Raw genomic sequence first — 17,180 nt, 5'->3', positions numbered from 1 at the left:
TCGCGACCGGCACCATCGGTTCACGGTCACCGTGAACGATGAGCACTGGCCATGTCCATCTCGTGAGCTTCACTCCGCACCCTAGCCGAGTAAACTCAATTATGAGTGTGCTCATAACCCTTGTCAAGGTCTGGCCTCGAAGCCGATCCGATGCCGGAAACGAACCGGCCAGGCTGAAATCGCGCTAGTTCTCTCAATCCCGCTACGTGCTCGGGTTCGTCGGTGTTCACCGGCGACCTTCCCTCCTGACCTTCCAGTCCTTCCACTAAGGCGGTTCCCACGTTCACCAGGTGATCGATCGGTCAGGGAGCACCCAGCTGTACTCCGGCAGCATCGCCGCGCCTACGCCGCAGACATTCGGCGCGGCCTCCTCACCGCTCGAGACACACGGCTTCGGAGTCGAAACCCGGGTCGAACGGCCCAGGTTCGGTGCGCTGCATACCGGCCCGATATCCACCAGGTTTGAGCCGGCTTCCCGTTTATGGAGCGTCTACCACTGGTTCGCTCGCGCTGTACCTTCTGACCTTGCTCAGCGAGCCCGCACCGTCTGGTAGTTCCGGCGCGACTCGCCTTCGTCGGGGCCGCTTGCCACCCTTGACCATCGTTCCCCGGCAAGGGCTGCCCCAGCTTCACTCAGGCCACTGCGACGACCCGAGGGAGGCGGTCTTTCACCACCTCTCGACCAACCCAGCGCCTCGTGGCGCACGTCTCGCCCGCGAAATATTGCGCGGCCTTGCGCAGGATCTCCCGCTCGGCCTCGAGCTTCCGGATCTGGGTCTTGAGCTGCCTGTTCTCGTCCTCCAACACGGACTCGGACGGTACCTCGCCTGGCCGGGACGCCAGCCGCGCCGCCCCGCTGGCCCGGAGCTCGGCCGTGGAGGCGCCGGTGCGTTTGCGTTCGGCCCGTACCCGGTTGCGCAGGGTCTCGCGACTGACGCCCAGGTCGTTGCCGATGCCCTCGAAGGTGTGCTCGGATAGGACAGATACAGCGCGACGGCCTCGGCCTTGAACTCCGCCGAGTACACCTTCATCGCCATCAGTGACATCTCTTCCTCCGGGACCCTCACGCCCCGGTGTTCACGACGTCCTCACTCAGGGGGAACCCCCTTTTAAGCGATAGCTAAAGGGGTGGCACACCGTTTGACTCAGCGGCGGTGATCGCATCGGTCAGAAACGCGGTCGAGACATTCGACCATTCGGAATTTCCCACGCCCTGCGCTCGGTCGGCCCGTACGGCGGTGAGGATGGAGACAACCCGAGGTCCTCCATCGACGAGGAAGCGGATCAGGCCTAATTCGGAGCATTTCACGGCGGCATCGGCGAGGACTTGCTTCGCTTCTTCGATTCGGCCTTCCGCCGAGAGTGCTGCGCTTAAAAGGAGATTGGCCTGCAATTGAGATCGAGGTCTGCCCTGTTCGGTGAACTTCGTGACCATGGCTCGCGCTCCTGCGGAGGCGAGTGTCGAATCGGAGCCCGACCCACTGGCCATGAGCGCGCGCAGCCGCGATGTCTCCTCATATTCTGCAGCGATCTGCAGGATCCCGTTCGTCTGCACCGCGCCGCCGCGAGGTTGATTCGTGTGCGACAGCGTGGCGAGTCCCCACCGGACTCTCTCGGCAGTGATCGCCGCTCTCAACCGCGGCAACGAGTGCGCTTCGGAGATTCTCTCTCCTTCGTCCAGGCGACGGCTCGCGAGGCCGAGATCGCCCCGCAAGGCCTTGATCCGAGAGCCGGTGACGTATGCGGCCAGAGTGATATCGACTACTCCTCCTTCGGCCCCGAGCATGTAACACTCGTCCAGTAGATGTTCGGCCTCGTCGATGTCACCACGCTCGTACAGCAGGTCACCCAGGAGTCCGCCCGCGAGCCGAGATGCAGGGGACTGTGTACCGGCCGGGTCTCTCGCTCCGTGCAGAGCTTGCCGGAAGCTCTCTTCGGCCCTGTCGATGTCGAGCTGCTCGTGCGCTGCGATGCCGGCGAAGCAATATCCGTACATCGCACTGAATGGACCGGTCGTGCGGAGGTGGTACTCGATGGCCCAGTCCTGCCACCGCCGAGCGCCATCGAAGTCGAACCTGTACAGCGCAACCCAGGATGCGACGTCCGCGGCGGTCGACACGACCCACGGTGGCAGTGATTCCGGTTGCGCCAAACTCGCCGCGATCAGATCGTCCACACCGTCGATTCGGTCGGCGAAGACTTCCACCACGCCCCGAATCACGGAGGCCATCACGCGAAGTTCTGCAGTGTCGGAGTCGCTCGCAGAACCGCCGTCGAGTGCGGACTCCGCCAGTTGCAGCGCACCTGCCGCGGCCCCGGATCGTCGCAGGAGATTGTTTGCGGAGGCGACGAGGATCTGCAACAGGGGTCTCGAGGCGGCGACCTGCGGCGGGAGTTTCGCAACGAGACCTAGCAGCGTCGACATCTGTGAATGTTCTAGAAGATTCGTACCGGCTTCCTCGACCAACACCACGGCCCGATTGCCGTCTCCCGCGGCCAGCGCATGGTCGACGGCTTGACTGAGCAATCGGTGATCGGCAAACCACTCGGATGCAGTTCTATGGAGCTGAGCAATCCGGTCCGGGTGCTCACGCTCCAACCGTCGCCGAAGGTAGTCGGCGAACATCGTTTGGTACTGGAACCACCGTTTGCCCTCATCGACGCCGTGCAAGAACAGATCGAGACGCTCGACTTCCTCCAGCATGGCCTGTCCGTGAGCTACCTGGGCGAGAGCCGATGCCAATCCGCCGCAGATACGTTCGGGGACCGAGGTGACGAGGAGAAAGTCGAGCATCTGCGGTTCCAGTCGGTCGAGGACGTTCTCGGCCAGGTACTCGCCGATTGCGTGATGGCGACCCGTCAGCTGCCCGATCAGTGCGGACGAATCCGTCGTGCCCCGTAGCGACAACGCCGCCAACTGAAGAGCGGCGGCCCAACCGTCTGTCGTCGTGGTCAGCCGCACTACATCGTCGGTCCCGAGCTCGATGCCGCCCAATTCGATGAGCAACGACTGCGCCTCCGCAGGGGTGAACCGCAGCGCCGAGGGATCGATCTCGACCAGCTCGTCGCGTACCCGCATCCTGCTCAACGCCAGATTGGACTGATTCCTGCTCGTCACCACCAGCTGGAGGTGATGGCAGCCGTGATCGAGAAGAAATTCCAGGGCGGCGATCGTGCCTGCGTCGTCGACCCGGTCCCAGTCGTCGATCACGAGGGCCACGCGCTCCCCCCTCTCGTGAATCTCGTCGATCAACGACACGAGGACATACTGCTCGGCCTCATCCCCGTGTTCCTCGAGCACCTGTCCCAGCTCCGCGGCCAAACTCGGTTGCACGACCCGAATCGCCTCGATCACGTGACCGAGAAACCACACCACATTGTTGTCGTCGTGATCAACGGTCAGCCATGCCACCGTGACCCCCTCCGCCACCAGCCCGTCGCGCCACTGCACGGCCAGGGTGCTCTTGCCGAACCCCGTCGGCGCGTGAATGACGATCAACCGTCTGGATCCTCGTCGTGATCCTCGGGGCCCTCGCCGCCGGGTACCTCTGGCTCATGGGAAGGCAGGAGTCGAAATGACCGACACACTCGACCGCGAAGGCGCGCGGACACGCCCCGCCGTACTCAAGCGGCGCAGGCCCCGCAAGACCGGTAAGCAGACCGCGCTCGGGGTCGCCCGGCTACTCGCCACGCTCGTCATCCTGTTCTTCGTGCTGTTCCCGATCCTGTGGTTGGCGCTGACCGCGTTCAAGCCGGAGAGGGAGGTATTCACCACCTCGATCCTCTTCCGCCCCTCACTGGACAATTTTCGCGGAATCATCGGTGGTGCCAACGATCTGGTGCACCCGATGTTCAACAGCATCATCATCGCGGTGATCACCACCGTCATCTCGGTACCGCTGGCCCTGCTGGCCGCCTATGCGTTTTCCCGGTACCGGTTTCCCGGTGCGAAGTCCGTTCTTCTGGGAATCGTGGCCACCCAATTCATTCCGGGTGTCGCGATCGCCCTCCCCTTCCTCACGATGTTCCGCGATCTCGGCCTGCTGGACACCCACCTCGCCCTGATCGTCACCAATCTCGCGATCGTCGTTCCCTACAACACCTGGTTGCTCAAGGGGTTCGTCGACGGACTGCCCATCGAGGTCGAGGAGGCCGCAAGACTGGACGGATGTGGGCAGCTGATGCTGCTGTGGCGCGTCATCACCCCGCTCGCCGCCCCTGGGATCTTCGTCTCGGTGGTTTTCGCCTTCCTCCTGTCCTGGAACGAATTCCTCTTCCCGACCTTCCTTGCCAGGGCCAACGCCATCACCCTGCCCGTCTCTCTGATGACGCTCGATCAACCCGACGGCGTCGAGTGGGGTCAGATGGCGGCGGCCGGTCTGCTCGTGATGGTTCCGATGATCATCCTCGCCACCCTTGTCCGCAAGCACTTCGCACAGGGCATGACACTAGGAGCGGTCAAATGACCCGAAAGACTCCTCGCCTCCGGAGCCTCGTTCCGGCCGCAATCGCCCTCGTACTCGCACTACTCGCGTCTGCCTGCGGATCCGGTCCCATCACCAAGGACTTCGCATCCCAGGTCAAATCCGGGCCGGTCGACGAACTCGGTCTCCTCGAAGGCAAACCCTACGAGGGAACCCACATCCGCTTCCTCACCTGCTGCACCGCGGTGCCGCAGTTCGCCGCATTGAACGAGCGGACGAAGCAATTTACCGAACGCACCGGCATCACCGTCGAATGGTCCAACATCCCTACGCCGCGTTCCTGCAGAAGATCGTCGCCGAAAGTGCTATCGGCGGCGGCACCTACGACGTTCTGATTTGGCCCGACGCTTGGGGGCCCTCGCTGAAGATCGGCGTCCAGCCCCTCGATGAGGTCATGAAGAATGACGGCATCACCCTCGACGACTACTCCGGACCCTTCCGCGAAGCGGCCAGCGCGGGCGACCCGACGGCCACCTACGGTCTGCCCTTTCGCGGATTCTCCTACAACCTCTTCTACCGCAAGGACATCTACGCCCAACTCGGCCTGGAGCCGCCCACCACCTGGGACGAGTACTACCAGCAGTTGGAGCTGATCAAGAACCGCACCGACAAGAATCCGCTCGCCGGCCAGTTCAGCCGCAACAACGGCCAAGACCTCTATACCTGGCTGACGATGCTGTGGAGCAACGGAGCCGAACTGTTCGACGACAGCGGAGCCCCTGCGTTCACCAGTCCCGCAGCCGTCGCCGCCACGCAGAAGTATCTGGAGACGATGCGCCAGGGATACACACCGCCGGAGTCCACCAACTGGGGTGAGCTCGAGTCCACGACCAATTTCCTGAAGGGGAACGCCGCGACCGTGCTGACATGGTCTTGGCACCTCGAAGACTTCACCAATCCCGGCAAGGCTGCCCCCGAACTCGGCGGCAACGTCGGAGTCGCGTCGCTACCTGGTTTCCCGGGCCAGGACCCGGCGAGCTATGCCTACACCTGGCTCACCGGGGTCCTCAACACCTCCCAGCACCAAGGCGCGGCATGGGAATACGTCAAATGGATCACCCACGCCGATACCGAACGTGAGATCGCCCTCGACAAGACCGATCCGGCGACCACCACCGGTATCACGGTCCACAACTCGAACATGCTCGAACCGCAGGTCAACGCAGCCAACCAAGGGCTTCCCCAGATTCAGTACAACACTCTGCAATCGGCGCGGGCGATACCGATGAATCTCGACTGGCCACGCATCATGGACATCCTCGCCGTCACCGTCAACGAAATGGCGAACGGCGCAGACGTCCCCGGCAAGCTCGCCGAGACCGCAGACGAGATTCGGGAACTCGACCGATGACCACCGACACGAAGAGGTGCACCCCTCGTACCCTCCTCTCGACGCGCGGAATGAGTGGCGAACCCCATCACACGACCAGCACAAGCCGTCTCACCACCGCACAGTTCCCGCCCGCGCTCGGCAGCAACGCCCCGGCGCGCGCCTTCGCAAGCATCGCCGACCACCGTGTGGTCCTCGACACCGCCCGCGGCACCACCCGAAACCGCTCCGTCGACCCACCGCAGACCCCTTCAGGAAGGGCATAACATGGCCACCGTCAGCTACGACAGCGCCACCCGCCGCTACCCCGGCACCGACATCGCCGCGGTCGACCAGCTCGACCTCGAGATCCAAGACGGCGAATTCCTCGTCCTGGTCGGCCCCTCCGGTTCGGGCAAGACCACCGCCCTTCGCATGCTGGCCGGACTAGAGGATATCGACGAGGGAGGAATCTCCATCGGCGGACGCGAGGTGACCGCCGTGGCACCGAAGGACCGCGACATCGCGATGGTGTTCCAGTCCTACGCGCTGTACCCCCACATGTCCGTCGGCGACAACATGGGCTTCGCGCTCAAACTCCGCGGTGAAGACAAAACGGTCGTCAAACAGAAGGTGGCCGAGGCGGCCCGCCTGCTCGACCTGACCCCATTCCTCGATCGCAAGCCCAAGGCATTGTCAGGTGGCCAGCGGCAGCGAGTGGCAATGGGACGCGCGATCGTCCGCGATCCATCGGTATTCCTGATGGACGAGCCGCTGTCCAACCTCGACGCCAAACTCCGTGTCGAGACCCGCGCCAACATCGCGGCTCTGCAGCAACGGCTGGCCACCACCACCGTGTACGTCACCCACGATCAGGTCGAGGCGATGACGATGGGGCACAGGGTGGCGGTACTCAAGGACGGCATCCTGCAACAGGCTGCCACCCCGCGCGAACTCTACGAACGGCCGGCCAACGCCTTCGTCGCGGCCTTCATCGGCTCGCCCGGAATGAACCTGACAACGGTGCCGGTGTCCGCGGTGGGCGTCGAGTTCGGCGAACTCATCGTTCCCGTTCCCCGGTCCGCCGTCTCCGGTCTGGATGACGTCACCTTCGGAATTCGGCCGGAAGCACTGCAATTGGTCGGGCCAGCCGACGACGGATTCGACCTCGCTGTCGAACTGGTCGAAGAACTCGGCGCCGACGCCTACATCTACGGCACCGTTCTGAGCACATCCGGGGCACATCGGGTCAACGTGCGCGTGGACGGCCGCACGCCGCCCCGTCTCGGTCAGACGGTACGGGTCGGTCTCCGCAACGTGGCCGAAACGCACCTTTTTCACCCGGTCACCGGGGCACGACTGCTCGGTTGAGCAACCAACCAACCGCCGACGGCGCCGCCCCAGATCGGCTTTCGTCCGGTGACCCTGCACGATGCGACCGAAACCGCGTCTCGTAGATCCCGACCAGCGCGCGCTCGCAGCGCGCGCTCATCACCATAATCTCGAAGGACACTCACCATGCCCAAGACTGACGACCAGTCGTCCGCCATCGCTGCAACGGCTACCAACGGCAATGCCGCTCCGACGACGGCGAAATCCGGTTCGACTCGCATCATGCCGCCGAACTTCGACATCGCCGTCCGACCCGCCAACGGCGCGGACATGCCCGGTTATCCCACCGGAGACCGTCGACACTCGATGCGCGGCTTCGAAGACCAGTACACCGACATCGTCGACTACATCGTCCGTATCACCCATCGCATCTGGGAGGACCAGGACGTGGGCTACATCTACGACACCTACGCCCCCGGATGCCGGGTCTCGAACGACAGCGGATTCGCTTTCGGTGTCGAACACATGGTGGAAGGCACTATCCAATCGATCAACGCCTTCCCCGATCTGCGCGTGTACTCCGACGACGTGATCTGGGCCGGCGACGACGAGCAGGGATTCGTCACCTCCCACCGGGCGATCAACATCGGCCACCACACCGGACCGTGGCAATGGGGGCCGGCGACCGGCCGCAAACTCGAAACCTGGGTTATCGCGAACTGTCTCGTGCGCGAGAACGAGATCGTCGAGGAATGGGTTCTCTACAACATGGGCGCCAAGCTCAAACAGCTCGGCATCGACGTCGTAGACGCCGCGCGGGCCTACGGCAACAACGGAGGCACCGCGCCGTTGACTGAACGCGACTACACCGAGGTCGCCCGGCTGGCAGGGGGCCGCAAACCACTGCCCTACCCGCAGGCCAGCACCCGCACCGGCTTCGATGTCGAGCACATGGTGCGCGCACTGTTCCACGACGTGTTCAACCGGCGCGACTTCAGCGCCATCAACAAGGCATACTCCCCCACCGTCCTCTTCCACGGCACAACAAACCGGGAAGGACGCGGCCGAAACGACGTCCGCGCCTTCGCCCGCGGGCTGCTCTCGACGTTCCCCGACCTCGGGGTAGCCGTCGACGAGGTGTACTGGATGGGAAACGACCGCGACGGCTACCGAGTCTGTGTGCGGTGGACCGGCACCGGAACGCACCGCGGTTACGGGTTCTACGGAACACCGACAGGACGTCGAGCTCACCTCTGGGGGATTACCCAGTTGTACATCGCCGACGGTCGCATCATCGAAGAGTGGAACCTGTTCAACGAATTCGACGTTCTCGCACAGCTTCTCCGAGACGACGAATCAGCAGAATTTCTCCGCTGACTGCAGCACCCGATCGATAGAGGCTCCAGCGGAGGGCGATGCGCACTCGAGGAGTGCAGGGGCGCGAGCTGGCGCGGTGGCAGATCCTGACTGTAGGTCGGGAAGCCAATGAGCAGAACGGTTTCCCGCTCGGTGTTCTTCTTCGTCACCTTGGTCAAGGTGCTCCGGCCCCAGCTCCCGCCCGTCAATCCGTGTATGCGGTTCTCCCGCACACGGCTTACGGACGTCGTTCACCGCAGGCGTTCGGTCTCTCCGGCCAAGCCTTGACGGGCCTTGGAGCGACGACAGTCCCGCCGGCGACGCACGTCCCGGAACGGGATCGGCGGATTCTGGCGGTCATCGGGACCCGCCGGATCGAGGCCGCAGACGCTTTCGACGAACTGGTGACTGCGGCCCGAAGTCACGGCGTGTCCGTCTTCACGCTCGCCGAGGCCCTGGTTGCCCTCGCCAGCGGGAACGAGCTGCACGAGCCCACCGCCGCCCGCGCAGCCCGCGCCGAATGGGACGCACTGTTCTGGCCCACGCGACGACGCGAGCGGGGGATGAAACGGTTCGCCTCGCCCGGGCAGGCGCAGCGGTTCCTCTCGGCGTTCGGCGGCATCGCGGGGCACTTTCAGGCGCGGCGACACCTGCTCACCGCTTCCGAATGGCGACGCGAGACGACTTACCGATTCGCCGTGTGGAACACGGTCACCGGTGTCTCTGCCGCAGCCTGAACGATGCGACTCCGACAGGGCCCCTCACCCGGCTCCATACTCGCGGATCCAGCCCTGGGCCGGCCAAGTTGACGATGCCGCCGACGGTGTCCCCCGATCAACTCGCCGATAACAGGAAAGTGCCAGCAGCAGGCCTGCTCAGAAAGGCTTCGGAAGTGACCTAAGGCACCGCACCCACCTGGGCTGTTGCAGACTGCTACAGTGGTGTCGAGAGGAAGGTTCCCGACATGGCAAGTACATCTCCGACTCGAATCGACAACGAGCTGTATGCATCGGCGAAACTGGTCGGTGGACGGATGAGTCGCAGCGCCGCGCAACAGATTGCGCACTGGGCGCGGATCGGCCGCGAACTGGAAGCCTCCCACAGCGTTTCCTACCGCGACGTCGCCGACGTCCTGGACGGCCGACGCGACTACGACGAGCTGACCGACCGGGAACAGGCGGTCGTCCGTGCGGAATGGACCGAGCGAATCACCGAGCGCCGAGAAGGACTGGACCTGGCAGAACAGTTCGCCCACTCCGGCCGTTCCTATGTCGAGCTGGACCAACACGGGAACATCGTTCGGCACGCCGCGCACGACGGCAAGTCGGCCGGCGCTTGAGCCCTGATCCCGTCCTGCACGCCATCGCCGGACCGAACGGTGCCGGGAAGACCACGTTCTACGAGCTCGTGTTCCGCCCTGTCACGCACCTGGACTTCGTCAACGCAGACGTCATCGCCGCCGCACGTTGGCCGAACGAGGAGGCCACCCACGCGTACGAAGCGGCCGCCCTTGCAGCCGAGGAACGAGCACAGCGGATCGCCCAACGCCGATCGTTCGTCACCGAGACCGTGTTCTCCCACGAGTCGAAACTCGACCTGCTCCGCGACGCCCAACAAGCAGGATTCCACGTGACCTTGCACGTGGTCCTGATCCCGGAGGAGTTGGCCGTCGCGCGCGTGGTCGACCGTGTAGCGAACGGAGGCCACCACGTGCCCGAGGAGAAGATCCGGGCGCGGTTTGGGCGGTTGTGGAGTCTACTGCGGGCTGCGATCGCCTCCGCCGATCAAGCCTACGTATACGACAACACCACCACAGCTCACCCGTTTCGCCTTGTCGCAAGCTTCACCAATGGCAATCCGATTGACGACCCGACCTGGCCGTCCTGGACCCCGACGGCTCTGCGCGCGGACAGCTAGCCTCGACCAGTGCCGCATCAGGCAACATCTGCCTCGGTGACGATCCGGCGGAGCGTCTCGTCCGCGGCGTGCCTGTTCCGCCAGATGATGGCGCAGTCGAACCATGCTGCCCTGGTCAAGTCCCGTGAGGTGGTGTACGACGTCGTCGTGTGATTCCTCGGCTGGTGGTTATGCGGTCAGAGCCGCCGGTGTCACCTCCTCGGCGGGTTCGGATGGTGTGTGGGTTCCGCGGGAGCGGGCCAGCACGTCGAGACCGAGGTAGCGGCGGGCTTCGATCCACTCGTCGTGCTGTTCGGCGAGGACTGCGCCGACGAGCCGGATGAGGGCGGTGCGGTCGGGGAAGATCCCGACGACATCGGTCCGCCGCCGGATCTCCTTGTGAGTCTCTAACTCGGCATCGACATCCGAGCCGCCCGCAACGCCGCACTGCACGACCTCAGCAAGGAAATCGACGCCGCATCCCTCGCCGCCTACTCGGCTACACCCCCAACACCATGAACATCCACGCCGCCCGCGCGGCAATCCCAATGGGAAGCTACCCCGCGATCAAGCGCCCGAAACGATGAGCGAGCCCCCGTTCAGGAGATCTCGACAGAAGTTGATAAGGCCCTTATCCAATCGGCCCGTCGACGCACGGCGTCGCCCGAGAAGTGCGCCAAATCGATGGCCTGAGCCTTTCCCGCCACGAGGAGGGAGAAGTGCCCGGAGACGACGAGTGTGCCGTCTTGGTTGATCAATGATCCCTTGCAGGTGACGACCGCGGCCTCACCGCTGGGTCGTGGTCGGATTGCGATGACCTCGGAGACGGCGTGCACGGTGTCACCGAAGAACGTCGGGGCATGGAACCGGACCTCGTCGAGCCCGTAGAAGCACTGCAAGTAGCTCGGATGCAGTTCGACCAGTCCGAGCAGGGTGGACAGCATCAGCGCGCCGTGCGCGATCTGGCGACCGAAGCGGGTCCGCTGCGCGTACTCGGGGTCCAGGTGCAGCGGGTGCCGGTCCCAGGTCAGCTCGGCGAAGTCCTGCACGTACTCGTCGGTGATAGTGCGCGACTCGGTTGTGGTGGTATCACCGACGCGGATGTTCTCGAAGTGAGTGGAAATCAACGAATGTCCTTAGGGATTTGGCTTTTTGCGGGTCGTTATTGTGTGGAGACTGGGCGATAGGTGCCGTCGTGGTCGATGAACATGTCGATGCTGCCCCGGCTGAGGTCGGCTTCGCGGACGAAGAACACGCTGATCAGAGCCGGATCAGGTTCCGCTGTCCGTCCAGAACCGCAACCTCGACGTCGTCGTCCAGAATGAGTTGCGCTAAGGACTTGCTGGGCAAGAGCCGCTTTCGGATGATCAGGTCCGGTGGGATGTCCTGGGCACGCAGAATGCCTTCGGCGGCCACCGCGCCCATGGTCAATCCGAGATACAGGTACCTGCCCAGCGCTGCGAACTTGTGCGGAATCCCCAGCCCGGCGCCGGCTGCCCCTCGTGTGGTGGGCGGCCGGCGCGGCGGCTCAGTTGGTGGTGTCGGCGAGCTGCAGGGGCAGAACTACAGGGAGGTCGGAAGGACGACCAGGGCCCAGGCGAGGATCGGGGCGACGAGGACGACGTAGCCGGTGTATTTGAATTGTGTGCGTTGGAATTTGTTGCGGTCGGGGACCTGGGCGTTGGCGAGGACCATGACGCCGTTGCTGGACAGTGGGCTCACGTCCACGATCGTTGCTGCGAAGATGACCGCCGCGACGAATCCGATGAGGCCGATGTCGCCGGCGAGGAGTAGCGGAGCCGCGAGTGGGAGGACGATGCCGATGGTGCCGATGGAGGACCCGACGGCGGAAAGGACGGCGACGGCGTAGCACAGGATCAGGGCTGTGAGCAGCGGCGAACTGAGTGAGGCCGCCGCATTGCCGAGGAAGTCGACGGTGCCGTTCTCGTTCAGCACGCTCATGTAGGTGAGCATTCCGGAGACCAGGAGGACCGCTGACCACTGCACGTTGTTGACAGCCGTTTTCAACTTGTTCGGTGCCAGGCAGAGCAGGATCGCCGAGATGACCATGGAGCAGACGCCGATGTCGAGTTGGAAGGCTGCACCGCCGACGAGGAGAGCGAGAATGCCGACGATTGTGGCGATCCGCATCGGGGTGAATCCAGTGGCTTCGAGTTCCTCGATCCTGCCGGGCGTGACCTTCGGTTGAGCGGATCCGGTGGTCGTGGCCGTTGTAGCTGTCCCCGGGCGGGTTGCGGTGGCGTTGCGGCCGGTCGGCGCTCCCGTGGTGACGAGTTGACCGCCCCGTGGCGGTGTTTCGGCCGTTTCGGCGGTGTCGGTGATGCTGTCGATGTCGATGTCGATGTCCTGTTCACCCGAATGCATCAGGTCGCGTCCGCGCACCAGGAAGATGGCGACGGCGAACAGGAAGTTCAGCCCGAGGGGGACTGCGTACAACACGAACGGGTTGTTGGGCAGGCCGGCGGATTGCAGCCAACCGTTGGTGAACGCGCCGTAGACGGTGACCGGGGAGAAGGCGGCGCCGAGCACGCCGTGGCTGATCATCATGCCCATCAGCAGCGGATCGATCTTGTAGCGCTTGGCGATCGGCATGGCGATGGGCGCGAGCATGCCGACGGCAAGCGTGGATCCCATGGTCATCAGGCCTGCGCCGAGGAAGAACATCAGCCACACAATGGCCCAGCGCTTGCCGCGGACGAGCCTGAGTGCTCCGCCGATCATCAAGTCCGCGGTGCCGTTGAGCTGTGCGATCCCGAACAGCAGGGTGATCCCGATGATGGCGATGACGATGTTGCCGGGGAAGAAGTCGAAGATGTCTTCGAGCGCGATTCCGGAGACCCAACCTCCGATCACGAAGGCGGCGGCGAATGCCAGGACCCCCATGTTGATCGGGGTCATGGTGGCGATCGCGAACAGCGCTACCAACGCCGCGATCGAGAGGAAATAGAGCATGGAGGTAACCCTTTCGGTGGTTGCTCGGTTTTCCGAGCACGCCTTCCGGTGACGAGCCGGGGCGGTGAGCCGACTGCGGGCGGCGTCGCGGTCGGGCCGGGCCCGTCGGGCGACGGCCCGCACCCGCCTATTGAAGGGTGATGGCTGTCACAGAAGCAACCCGCTTGGCGAAAATGCATCCAGATGCTCACCGTGGATCTTCGCCGCCGCGCGAAATGAAGCCAATGGCTCAGAATTAACCGCCTCTGTTGGTTCGATGCTCACCGGTCATGCGCTACCACGGCCAAAGGTCCGGATCAGCGCTCCTGGCGAAGCTTCTCCACGATGGGGATGGTTCGCGGCCAGATCCGCCGGCTCAACACGATCTCCGAGCGCGTCCGTAGGACCCCGTCGGTCCTCATGACCGCCTGGAGTACTTCCTCGAAGTGTGAGTTGTCCCGGGCGACGAAGCGGCACAGCAGATCTCCGTCACCGGAGACGGTGTTGGCTTCGATCAATTCCGGTATCGCGGTGAGGCGGTCGAGAGTGCGGTCGATCTCGCTCTGAGCGATGTGGACATGCACGAAGGCCATCACGGTGTACCCGAGGGGGGCGGGGTTGATCTGCGGGCGCCAGCTGACGATGACGCCCGCCTTCTCGAGTTTGGTGATCCGTGCCTGTGCCGTGTTGCGAGCGATGTTGAGCCTGCGGGAGTACTCGCGGACACCGGCACGGGGTTCTTCGACGATCAGCCGAAGGATGTCGAGATCAAGCTTGTCGAAGCCGTCCATTGCTACTCCTGTCGTAAGGGTCCGAAACTAGGCCGAATGCGCAGTCGGCACCGCTCTCGCCCACCTGTGTTGAGCATTTGGCAGCAAATTTCGGAGCTGTGTTTATCTCACGGTACATGTCTGCGTATGTTGTGGGTCACATCGAGTACCGCGGAGATCGGGGATCGATCGAACCCGCATTTCGCCGCCGGCCGAGAGCGGCACGGCTGTCCGGCCGGCGCGCTCTGGAGTAAATGGAAGGGACAGGCACTGAACATGGGCCACACGCTTGCGGAGAAGATCTGGAACAGCCATCTCGTGCGATCCGCCGAGGGTGAGCCGGATCTGATCTACATCGACCTGCACTTGCTGCACGAGGCAAACACCCCGCCCGCGTTCGCCGGACTACGAGCTGCGGGCCGCACAGTGCGCCGCCCCGAGCTGACCCTCGGCACGGTCGACCACAACAACCCGACCGATGACGAGTTGCGTGACCTTTCAAGCGCCACTGCCATCCGGCAGATCGACCATATGCAGAGAAACTGCCACGACTTCGACGTCGAGCTGTACACCCTCGGTGACCCCTTGCGGGGTATCGCACACGTCATCGGCCCCGAACTGGGTTTGACCCAGCCCGGCATGACGGTGGTGTGTTGTGATTCGCACACCAGCACCCACGGCGCCTTCGGAGCCCTCGCATTCGGTATCGGAACCAGCCAGGTCGAACACGTCCTCGCCACGCAGACACTGCCGATGACCCCGATGAAGAACATGCGCGTGGTCGTGGACGGGATGCTGCCCGCCGGTACCACCGCCAAGGATCTGATCCTGGCGATAATCGCGCAGATCGGCACCGCCGGAGGCCAGGGTCACGTCATCGAATACCAGGGTGAGGCGATCCGCGCGCTGTCGATGGAAGGTCGAATGACGGTGTGCAACATGACCATCGAAGCCGGGGCACGCGCAGGACTGATCGCACCCGACGAGGTCACCGTCGAGTATCTGCGGGGACGACCACACGTGCCGTCCGGTGCCGTCTTCGACGAGGAAGTCGACTACTGGCGCACCTTCTACTCCGACGACGACGCCGAGTTCGACAAGGAAGTGCACATCGACGCCTCCGCCGTCGCGCCGCGGGTGTCCTGGGGCACCAACCCTGCACAGTCGGTTCCGCTCGACGGCGTGGTGCCGGCACCCCATTCGTTCCTGGACCCCGTCGCCCGCGCGGCGGCGGAACGCGCGTTGACGTATATGGACCTCGCCCCCGGCACCGCCATGAGGGCGATCGAGATCGACGCCGTGTTCATCGGATCGTGCACCAACGGCCGGATCGAGGACCTGCGGGAAGTCGCGGCGGTGTGGCAGGGACGACGGATCGCTCCCGGCATCGAGGTCCTGGTGGTGCCGGGATCGGAAACGGTGCGCGCCCAGGCCGTCGCCGAAGGACTCGACGAGATCTTCACCGCGGCCGGGGCGTCGCTGCGCTCGTCGGGATGCTCGATGTGCGTGGCACTCAACGACGACCGGCTGCGTCCAGGTCAACGCGCAGCCTCGACGAACAACCGGAACTTCGAGGGCAGGCAGGGCCGCGGTGCGCGAACGCATCTGGTGTCACCGGCGGTGGCGGCCGCCAGCGCTGTTACCGGCCGACTGACCTCTCCCACCGACCTCGAGGAGCGCTGACGATGGATAGTTTCACCGAGCACACCGGAATCGCCGCACCCCTGCGTCGCTCCGACGTCGACACGGACCAGATCTATCCGGTGGGCTTTTTCACTGGGGACTTCGACAACGGGCACGCGGACGCACTGTTCGGCGAATGGCGAGCCGACCAATCCGACTTCGTCCTCAACCAGCCCGAATACCGCGACGCGACCGTCTTGGTCGCGGGAACCGACTTCGGTACCGGGTCCTCGCGCGAATGGGCGGTCTGGGCCCTGCGGGACTACGGCTTCCGTGCCATCATCGCGCCCCGGTTCGGCGACATCTTCCGCGACAACTCGCTCAAGAACGGCCTGCTCACCGTGCAACTCCCCGCCGATGTGGTCGAACAGATCTGGGACAGCATCGAGGCCCGGCCCGGCACGGCCGTCACCGTCGATTTGGTGCAACTGCAGGTCCGTGTCGGCGAGGTGATCTACCCGTTCGAGCTGAACGAGAACGTTCGGTGGCGCCTGCTCAACGGCTACGACGACATCAGCCTGACCTTGGCGCAGGTCGCCGACATCGATATCTACGAAAGTACCCGGCGGCGCACCCTTCCCATCGCCCGCCGCATCACCCTCCAGGAGGCCCGCCGTGCCTGACCTCTCGACCGTCGAAGATCATCACAACCGACTGACCGGGACCGTTCCCGAATCGAAGATCCGCACCACCGAGATCCCGCGGTACGACACCGACTTCGCCGCGAGGCTGCTCGCGATCCCCGACGTGTCCTCCGCCGTCGCGGACGCGCTCGATGAATTCGGTGGCGGCGCCGTGCTCGACTCCACCGCCCTGCAACCGCTGGCGGCGGGAGACACGCTCTGCGGACCGGCAGTGACCCTGCGCTATATCCCCCTGGGGGGCGACGTGAGCAGCGTCCGCGACAGTAAGTCCTGGAACGGCGCCGGGGACCGGGACGTGTACGGGCTCGGCCGCCCCGGCGACGTCGCGGTGATGGACTGCTCGAGCTCACGCGCGGGGGCGGTGATGGGCACATTGTCGGCTCGGTGGGCCCTCAAGGCCGGCATCGCCGGCTGCGTCGTCGACGGCGCGGTCCGTGACAGCGCCTCCATCCTCGACACCGGGTTACCGGTGTGGAGTGCCGCGCGCCGCCCCAACTCCGCTCGCTACCGGTACGAAGTCATCGAGCTCAACGGTCCGGTGTCCTTGTGCGGCTACCTGGTCCAGCCCGGGGACTACATCGTCGCGGACATCGACGGTGTCTGTGTGATCCCGTTCTTCGACGTCCCCGGGGTCGTCGAGTTCTGCGAGAACGCCAGCGCCACCGAAGCCGCCTTCATCGACCGGATCGACGCCGCCTCGTCCCTGGAAGAACTCGTCGCCGGCCTCGGTTCCGGTCACGCCCCGGCGTGACCG

General features: G+C 64.5%; 17 protein-coding genes and 2 pseudogenes. 12 read left to right on the top strand and 7 right to left on the bottom strand.

Annotated elements, in window-relative coordinates:
- Positions 1-711 precede the first annotated feature (711 nt).
- Both QM693_RS06895 and QM693_RS06890 read right to left on the bottom strand, forming a co-directional pair.
- Positions 712-1,037, bottom strand: a pseudogene (locus QM693_RS06895) (transposase); the annotation flags it as partial.
- 83 nt (positions 1,038-1,120) lie between these two features.
- Positions 1,121-3,499, bottom strand: a complete 2,379-nt coding sequence (locus tag QM693_RS06890; protein ID WP_283351836.1) for a winged helix-turn-helix domain-containing protein — start codon at positions 3,497-3,499, stop codon at positions 1,121-1,123.
- Positions 3,500-3,575: 76 nt separating this feature from the next.
- Here QM693_RS06890 and QM693_RS06885 point away from each other — a divergent pair, with 76 nt between their 5' ends.
- The 9 genes from QM693_RS06885 to QM693_RS06845 all read left to right on the top strand — a co-directional run bounded on the left by QM693_RS06885 (position 3,576) and on the right by QM693_RS06845 (position 10,551).
- Positions 3,576-4,466 carry a carbohydrate ABC transporter permease gene (locus tag QM693_RS06885; RefSeq protein WP_283335109.1) on the top strand — a complete coding sequence of 297 codons (891 nt, stop codon included), beginning with the start codon at positions 3,576-3,578 and terminating at the stop codon, positions 4,464-4,466.
- Positions 4,463-4,819 carry a hypothetical protein gene (locus QM693_RS06880; protein WP_283351835.1) on the top strand — a complete coding sequence of 119 codons (357 nt, stop codon included), beginning with the start codon at positions 4,463-4,465 and terminating at the stop codon, positions 4,817-4,819. The genes QM693_RS06885 and QM693_RS06880 overlap by 4 nt, the downstream gene beginning before the upstream one ends.
- Positions 4,738-5,835 (top strand): ABC transporter substrate-binding protein, encoded by a 1,098-nt coding sequence (locus QM693_RS06875; protein WP_283351834.1) that lies wholly within the window; start codon positions 4,738-4,740, stop codon positions 5,833-5,835. Before QM693_RS06880 ends, QM693_RS06875 begins: the two co-directional genes overlap by 82 nt.
- A gap of 246 nt (positions 5,836-6,081) precedes the next feature.
- Positions 6,082-7,164 carry an ABC transporter ATP-binding protein gene (locus tag QM693_RS06870; RefSeq protein WP_005256922.1) on the top strand — a complete coding sequence of 361 codons (1,083 nt, stop codon included), beginning with the start codon at positions 6,082-6,084 and terminating at the stop codon, positions 7,162-7,164.
- 147 nt (positions 7,165-7,311) lie between these two features.
- Positions 7,312-8,502, top strand: coding sequence for an ester cyclase (locus QM693_RS06865; RefSeq protein WP_283335111.1), 1,191 nt, complete (start codon positions 7,312-7,314; stop codon positions 8,500-8,502).
- 263 nt (positions 8,503-8,765) lie between these two features.
- Positions 8,766-9,218, top strand: coding sequence for a hypothetical protein (locus QM693_RS37585; RefSeq protein WP_349307436.1), 453 nt, complete (start codon positions 8,766-8,768; stop codon positions 9,216-9,218).
- Between the two features lie 227 nt (positions 9,219-9,445).
- On the top strand, positions 9,446-9,820 hold the full coding sequence (locus QM693_RS06855; protein WP_283335112.1) for a TA system antitoxin ParD family protein: 375 nt from the start codon (positions 9,446-9,448) through the stop codon (positions 9,818-9,820).
- Positions 9,817-10,398, top strand: a complete 582-nt coding sequence (locus QM693_RS06850; RefSeq protein WP_283335113.1) for an ATPase — start codon at positions 9,817-9,819, stop codon at positions 10,396-10,398. The genes QM693_RS06855 and QM693_RS06850 overlap by 4 nt, the downstream gene beginning before the upstream one ends.
- A 9-nt stretch (positions 10,399-10,407) precedes the next feature.
- Entirely contained in the window at positions 10,408-10,551 is a 144-nt protein-coding gene (locus QM693_RS06845) for a hypothetical protein (RefSeq protein ID WP_283351833.1), read from the top strand.
- 15 nt (positions 10,552-10,566) lie between these two features.
- Here the strand turns inward: QM693_RS06845 and QM693_RS06840 are convergent.
- The 5 genes and pseudogenes from QM693_RS06840 to QM693_RS06820 all read right to left on the bottom strand — a co-directional run.
- Positions 10,567-10,779, bottom strand: a pseudogene (locus QM693_RS06840) (transposase); the annotation flags it as partial.
- A gap of 197 nt (positions 10,780-10,976) precedes the next feature.
- Positions 10,977-11,504, bottom strand: a complete 528-nt coding sequence (locus QM693_RS06835) for a MaoC family dehydratase (protein WP_283335114.1) — start codon at positions 11,502-11,504, stop codon at positions 10,977-10,979.
- 133 nt (positions 11,505-11,637) lie between these two features.
- Positions 11,638-11,802 carry a hypothetical protein gene (locus tag QM693_RS06830; RefSeq protein WP_283335115.1) on the bottom strand — a complete coding sequence of 55 codons (165 nt, stop codon included), beginning with the start codon at positions 11,800-11,802 and terminating at the stop codon, positions 11,638-11,640.
- A gap of 138 nt (positions 11,803-11,940) precedes the next feature.
- Positions 11,941-13,350, bottom strand: a complete 1,410-nt coding sequence (locus QM693_RS06825) for an SLC13 family permease (RefSeq protein ID WP_283335116.1) — start codon at positions 13,348-13,350, stop codon at positions 11,941-11,943.
- Between the two features lie 296 nt (positions 13,351-13,646).
- Positions 13,647-14,120, bottom strand: coding sequence for an Lrp/AsnC family transcriptional regulator (locus tag QM693_RS06820; protein ID WP_283351832.1), 474 nt, complete (start codon positions 14,118-14,120; stop codon positions 13,647-13,649).
- 255 nt (positions 14,121-14,375) lie between these two features.
- On the opposite strand from QM693_RS06820, the gene leuC reads away from it, so the two are divergent.
- The 3 genes from leuC to QM693_RS06805 are packed head-to-tail and all read left to right on the top strand — an operon-like array spanning position 14,376 to position 17,177.
- Positions 14,376-15,782 (top strand): 3-isopropylmalate dehydratase large subunit, encoded by a 1,407-nt coding sequence (gene leuC, locus QM693_RS06815; RefSeq protein WP_283335118.1) that lies wholly within the window; start codon positions 14,376-14,378, stop codon positions 15,780-15,782.
- 2 nt (positions 15,783-15,784) lie between these two features.
- Complete coding sequence (gene leuD / locus QM693_RS06810; RefSeq protein ID WP_271213484.1) at positions 15,785-16,405, top strand: 3-isopropylmalate dehydratase small subunit; 621 nt, start codon at positions 15,785-15,787, stop codon at positions 16,403-16,405.
- Positions 16,398-17,177, top strand: a complete 780-nt coding sequence (locus tag QM693_RS06805; RefSeq protein WP_283351831.1) for an RraA family protein — start codon at positions 16,398-16,400, stop codon at positions 17,175-17,177. Before leuD ends, QM693_RS06805 begins: the two co-directional genes overlap by 8 nt.
- Positions 17,178-17,180: the final 3 nt, after the last annotated feature.

It is taken from the genome of Rhodococcus sp. IEGM 1305 (assembly GCF_030058635.1).
GTDB classification, from domain to species: Bacteria; Actinomycetota; Actinomycetes; order Mycobacteriales; family Mycobacteriaceae; genus Rhodococcus_F; species Rhodococcus_F opacus_D.
Note: the sequence above shows the minus strand (reverse complement) of the source record. Positions and strands in the feature narration are given on the sequence as shown.

What these genes read in the sequence shown, in the direction of transcription:
- QM693_RS06885 (WP_283335109.1), top strand. Translation starts at nt 3,576, where the DNA reads ATGACCGACACACTCGACCGCGAAGGCGCGCGGACACGCCCCGCCGTA.
- QM693_RS06880 (WP_283351835.1), top strand. Translation starts at nt 4,463, where the DNA reads ATGACCCGAAAGACTCCTCGCCTCCGGAGCCTCGTTCCGGCCGCAATC.
- QM693_RS06875 (WP_283351834.1), top strand. Translation starts at nt 4,738, where the DNA reads ATGGTCCAACATCCCTACGCCGCGTTCCTGCAGAAGATCGTCGCCGAA.
- QM693_RS06870 (WP_005256922.1), top strand. Translation starts at nt 6,082, where the DNA reads ATGGCCACCGTCAGCTACGACAGCGCCACCCGCCGCTACCCCGGCACC.
- QM693_RS06865 (WP_283335111.1), top strand. Translation starts at nt 7,312, where the DNA reads ATGCCCAAGACTGACGACCAGTCGTCCGCCATCGCTGCAACGGCTACC.
- QM693_RS06855 (WP_283335112.1), top strand. Translation starts at nt 9,446, where the DNA reads ATGGCAAGTACATCTCCGACTCGAATCGACAACGAGCTGTATGCATCG.
- QM693_RS06830 (WP_283335115.1), bottom strand. Translation starts at nt 11,802, where the DNA reads ATGGGCGCGGTGGCCGCCGAAGGCATTCTGCGTGCCCAGGACATCCCA.
- QM693_RS06825 (WP_283335116.1), bottom strand. Translation starts at nt 13,350, where the DNA reads ATGCTCTATTTCCTCTCGATCGCGGCGTTGGTAGCGCTGTTCGCGATC.
- QM693_RS06820 (WP_283351832.1), bottom strand. Translation starts at nt 14,120, where the DNA reads ATGGACGGCTTCGACAAGCTTGATCTCGACATCCTTCGGCTGATCGTC.
- leuC (WP_283335118.1), top strand. Translation starts at nt 14,376, where the DNA reads ATGGGCCACACGCTTGCGGAGAAGATCTGGAACAGCCATCTCGTGCGA.
- leuD (WP_271213484.1), top strand. Translation starts at nt 15,785, where the DNA reads ATGGATAGTTTCACCGAGCACACCGGAATCGCCGCACCCCTGCGTCGC.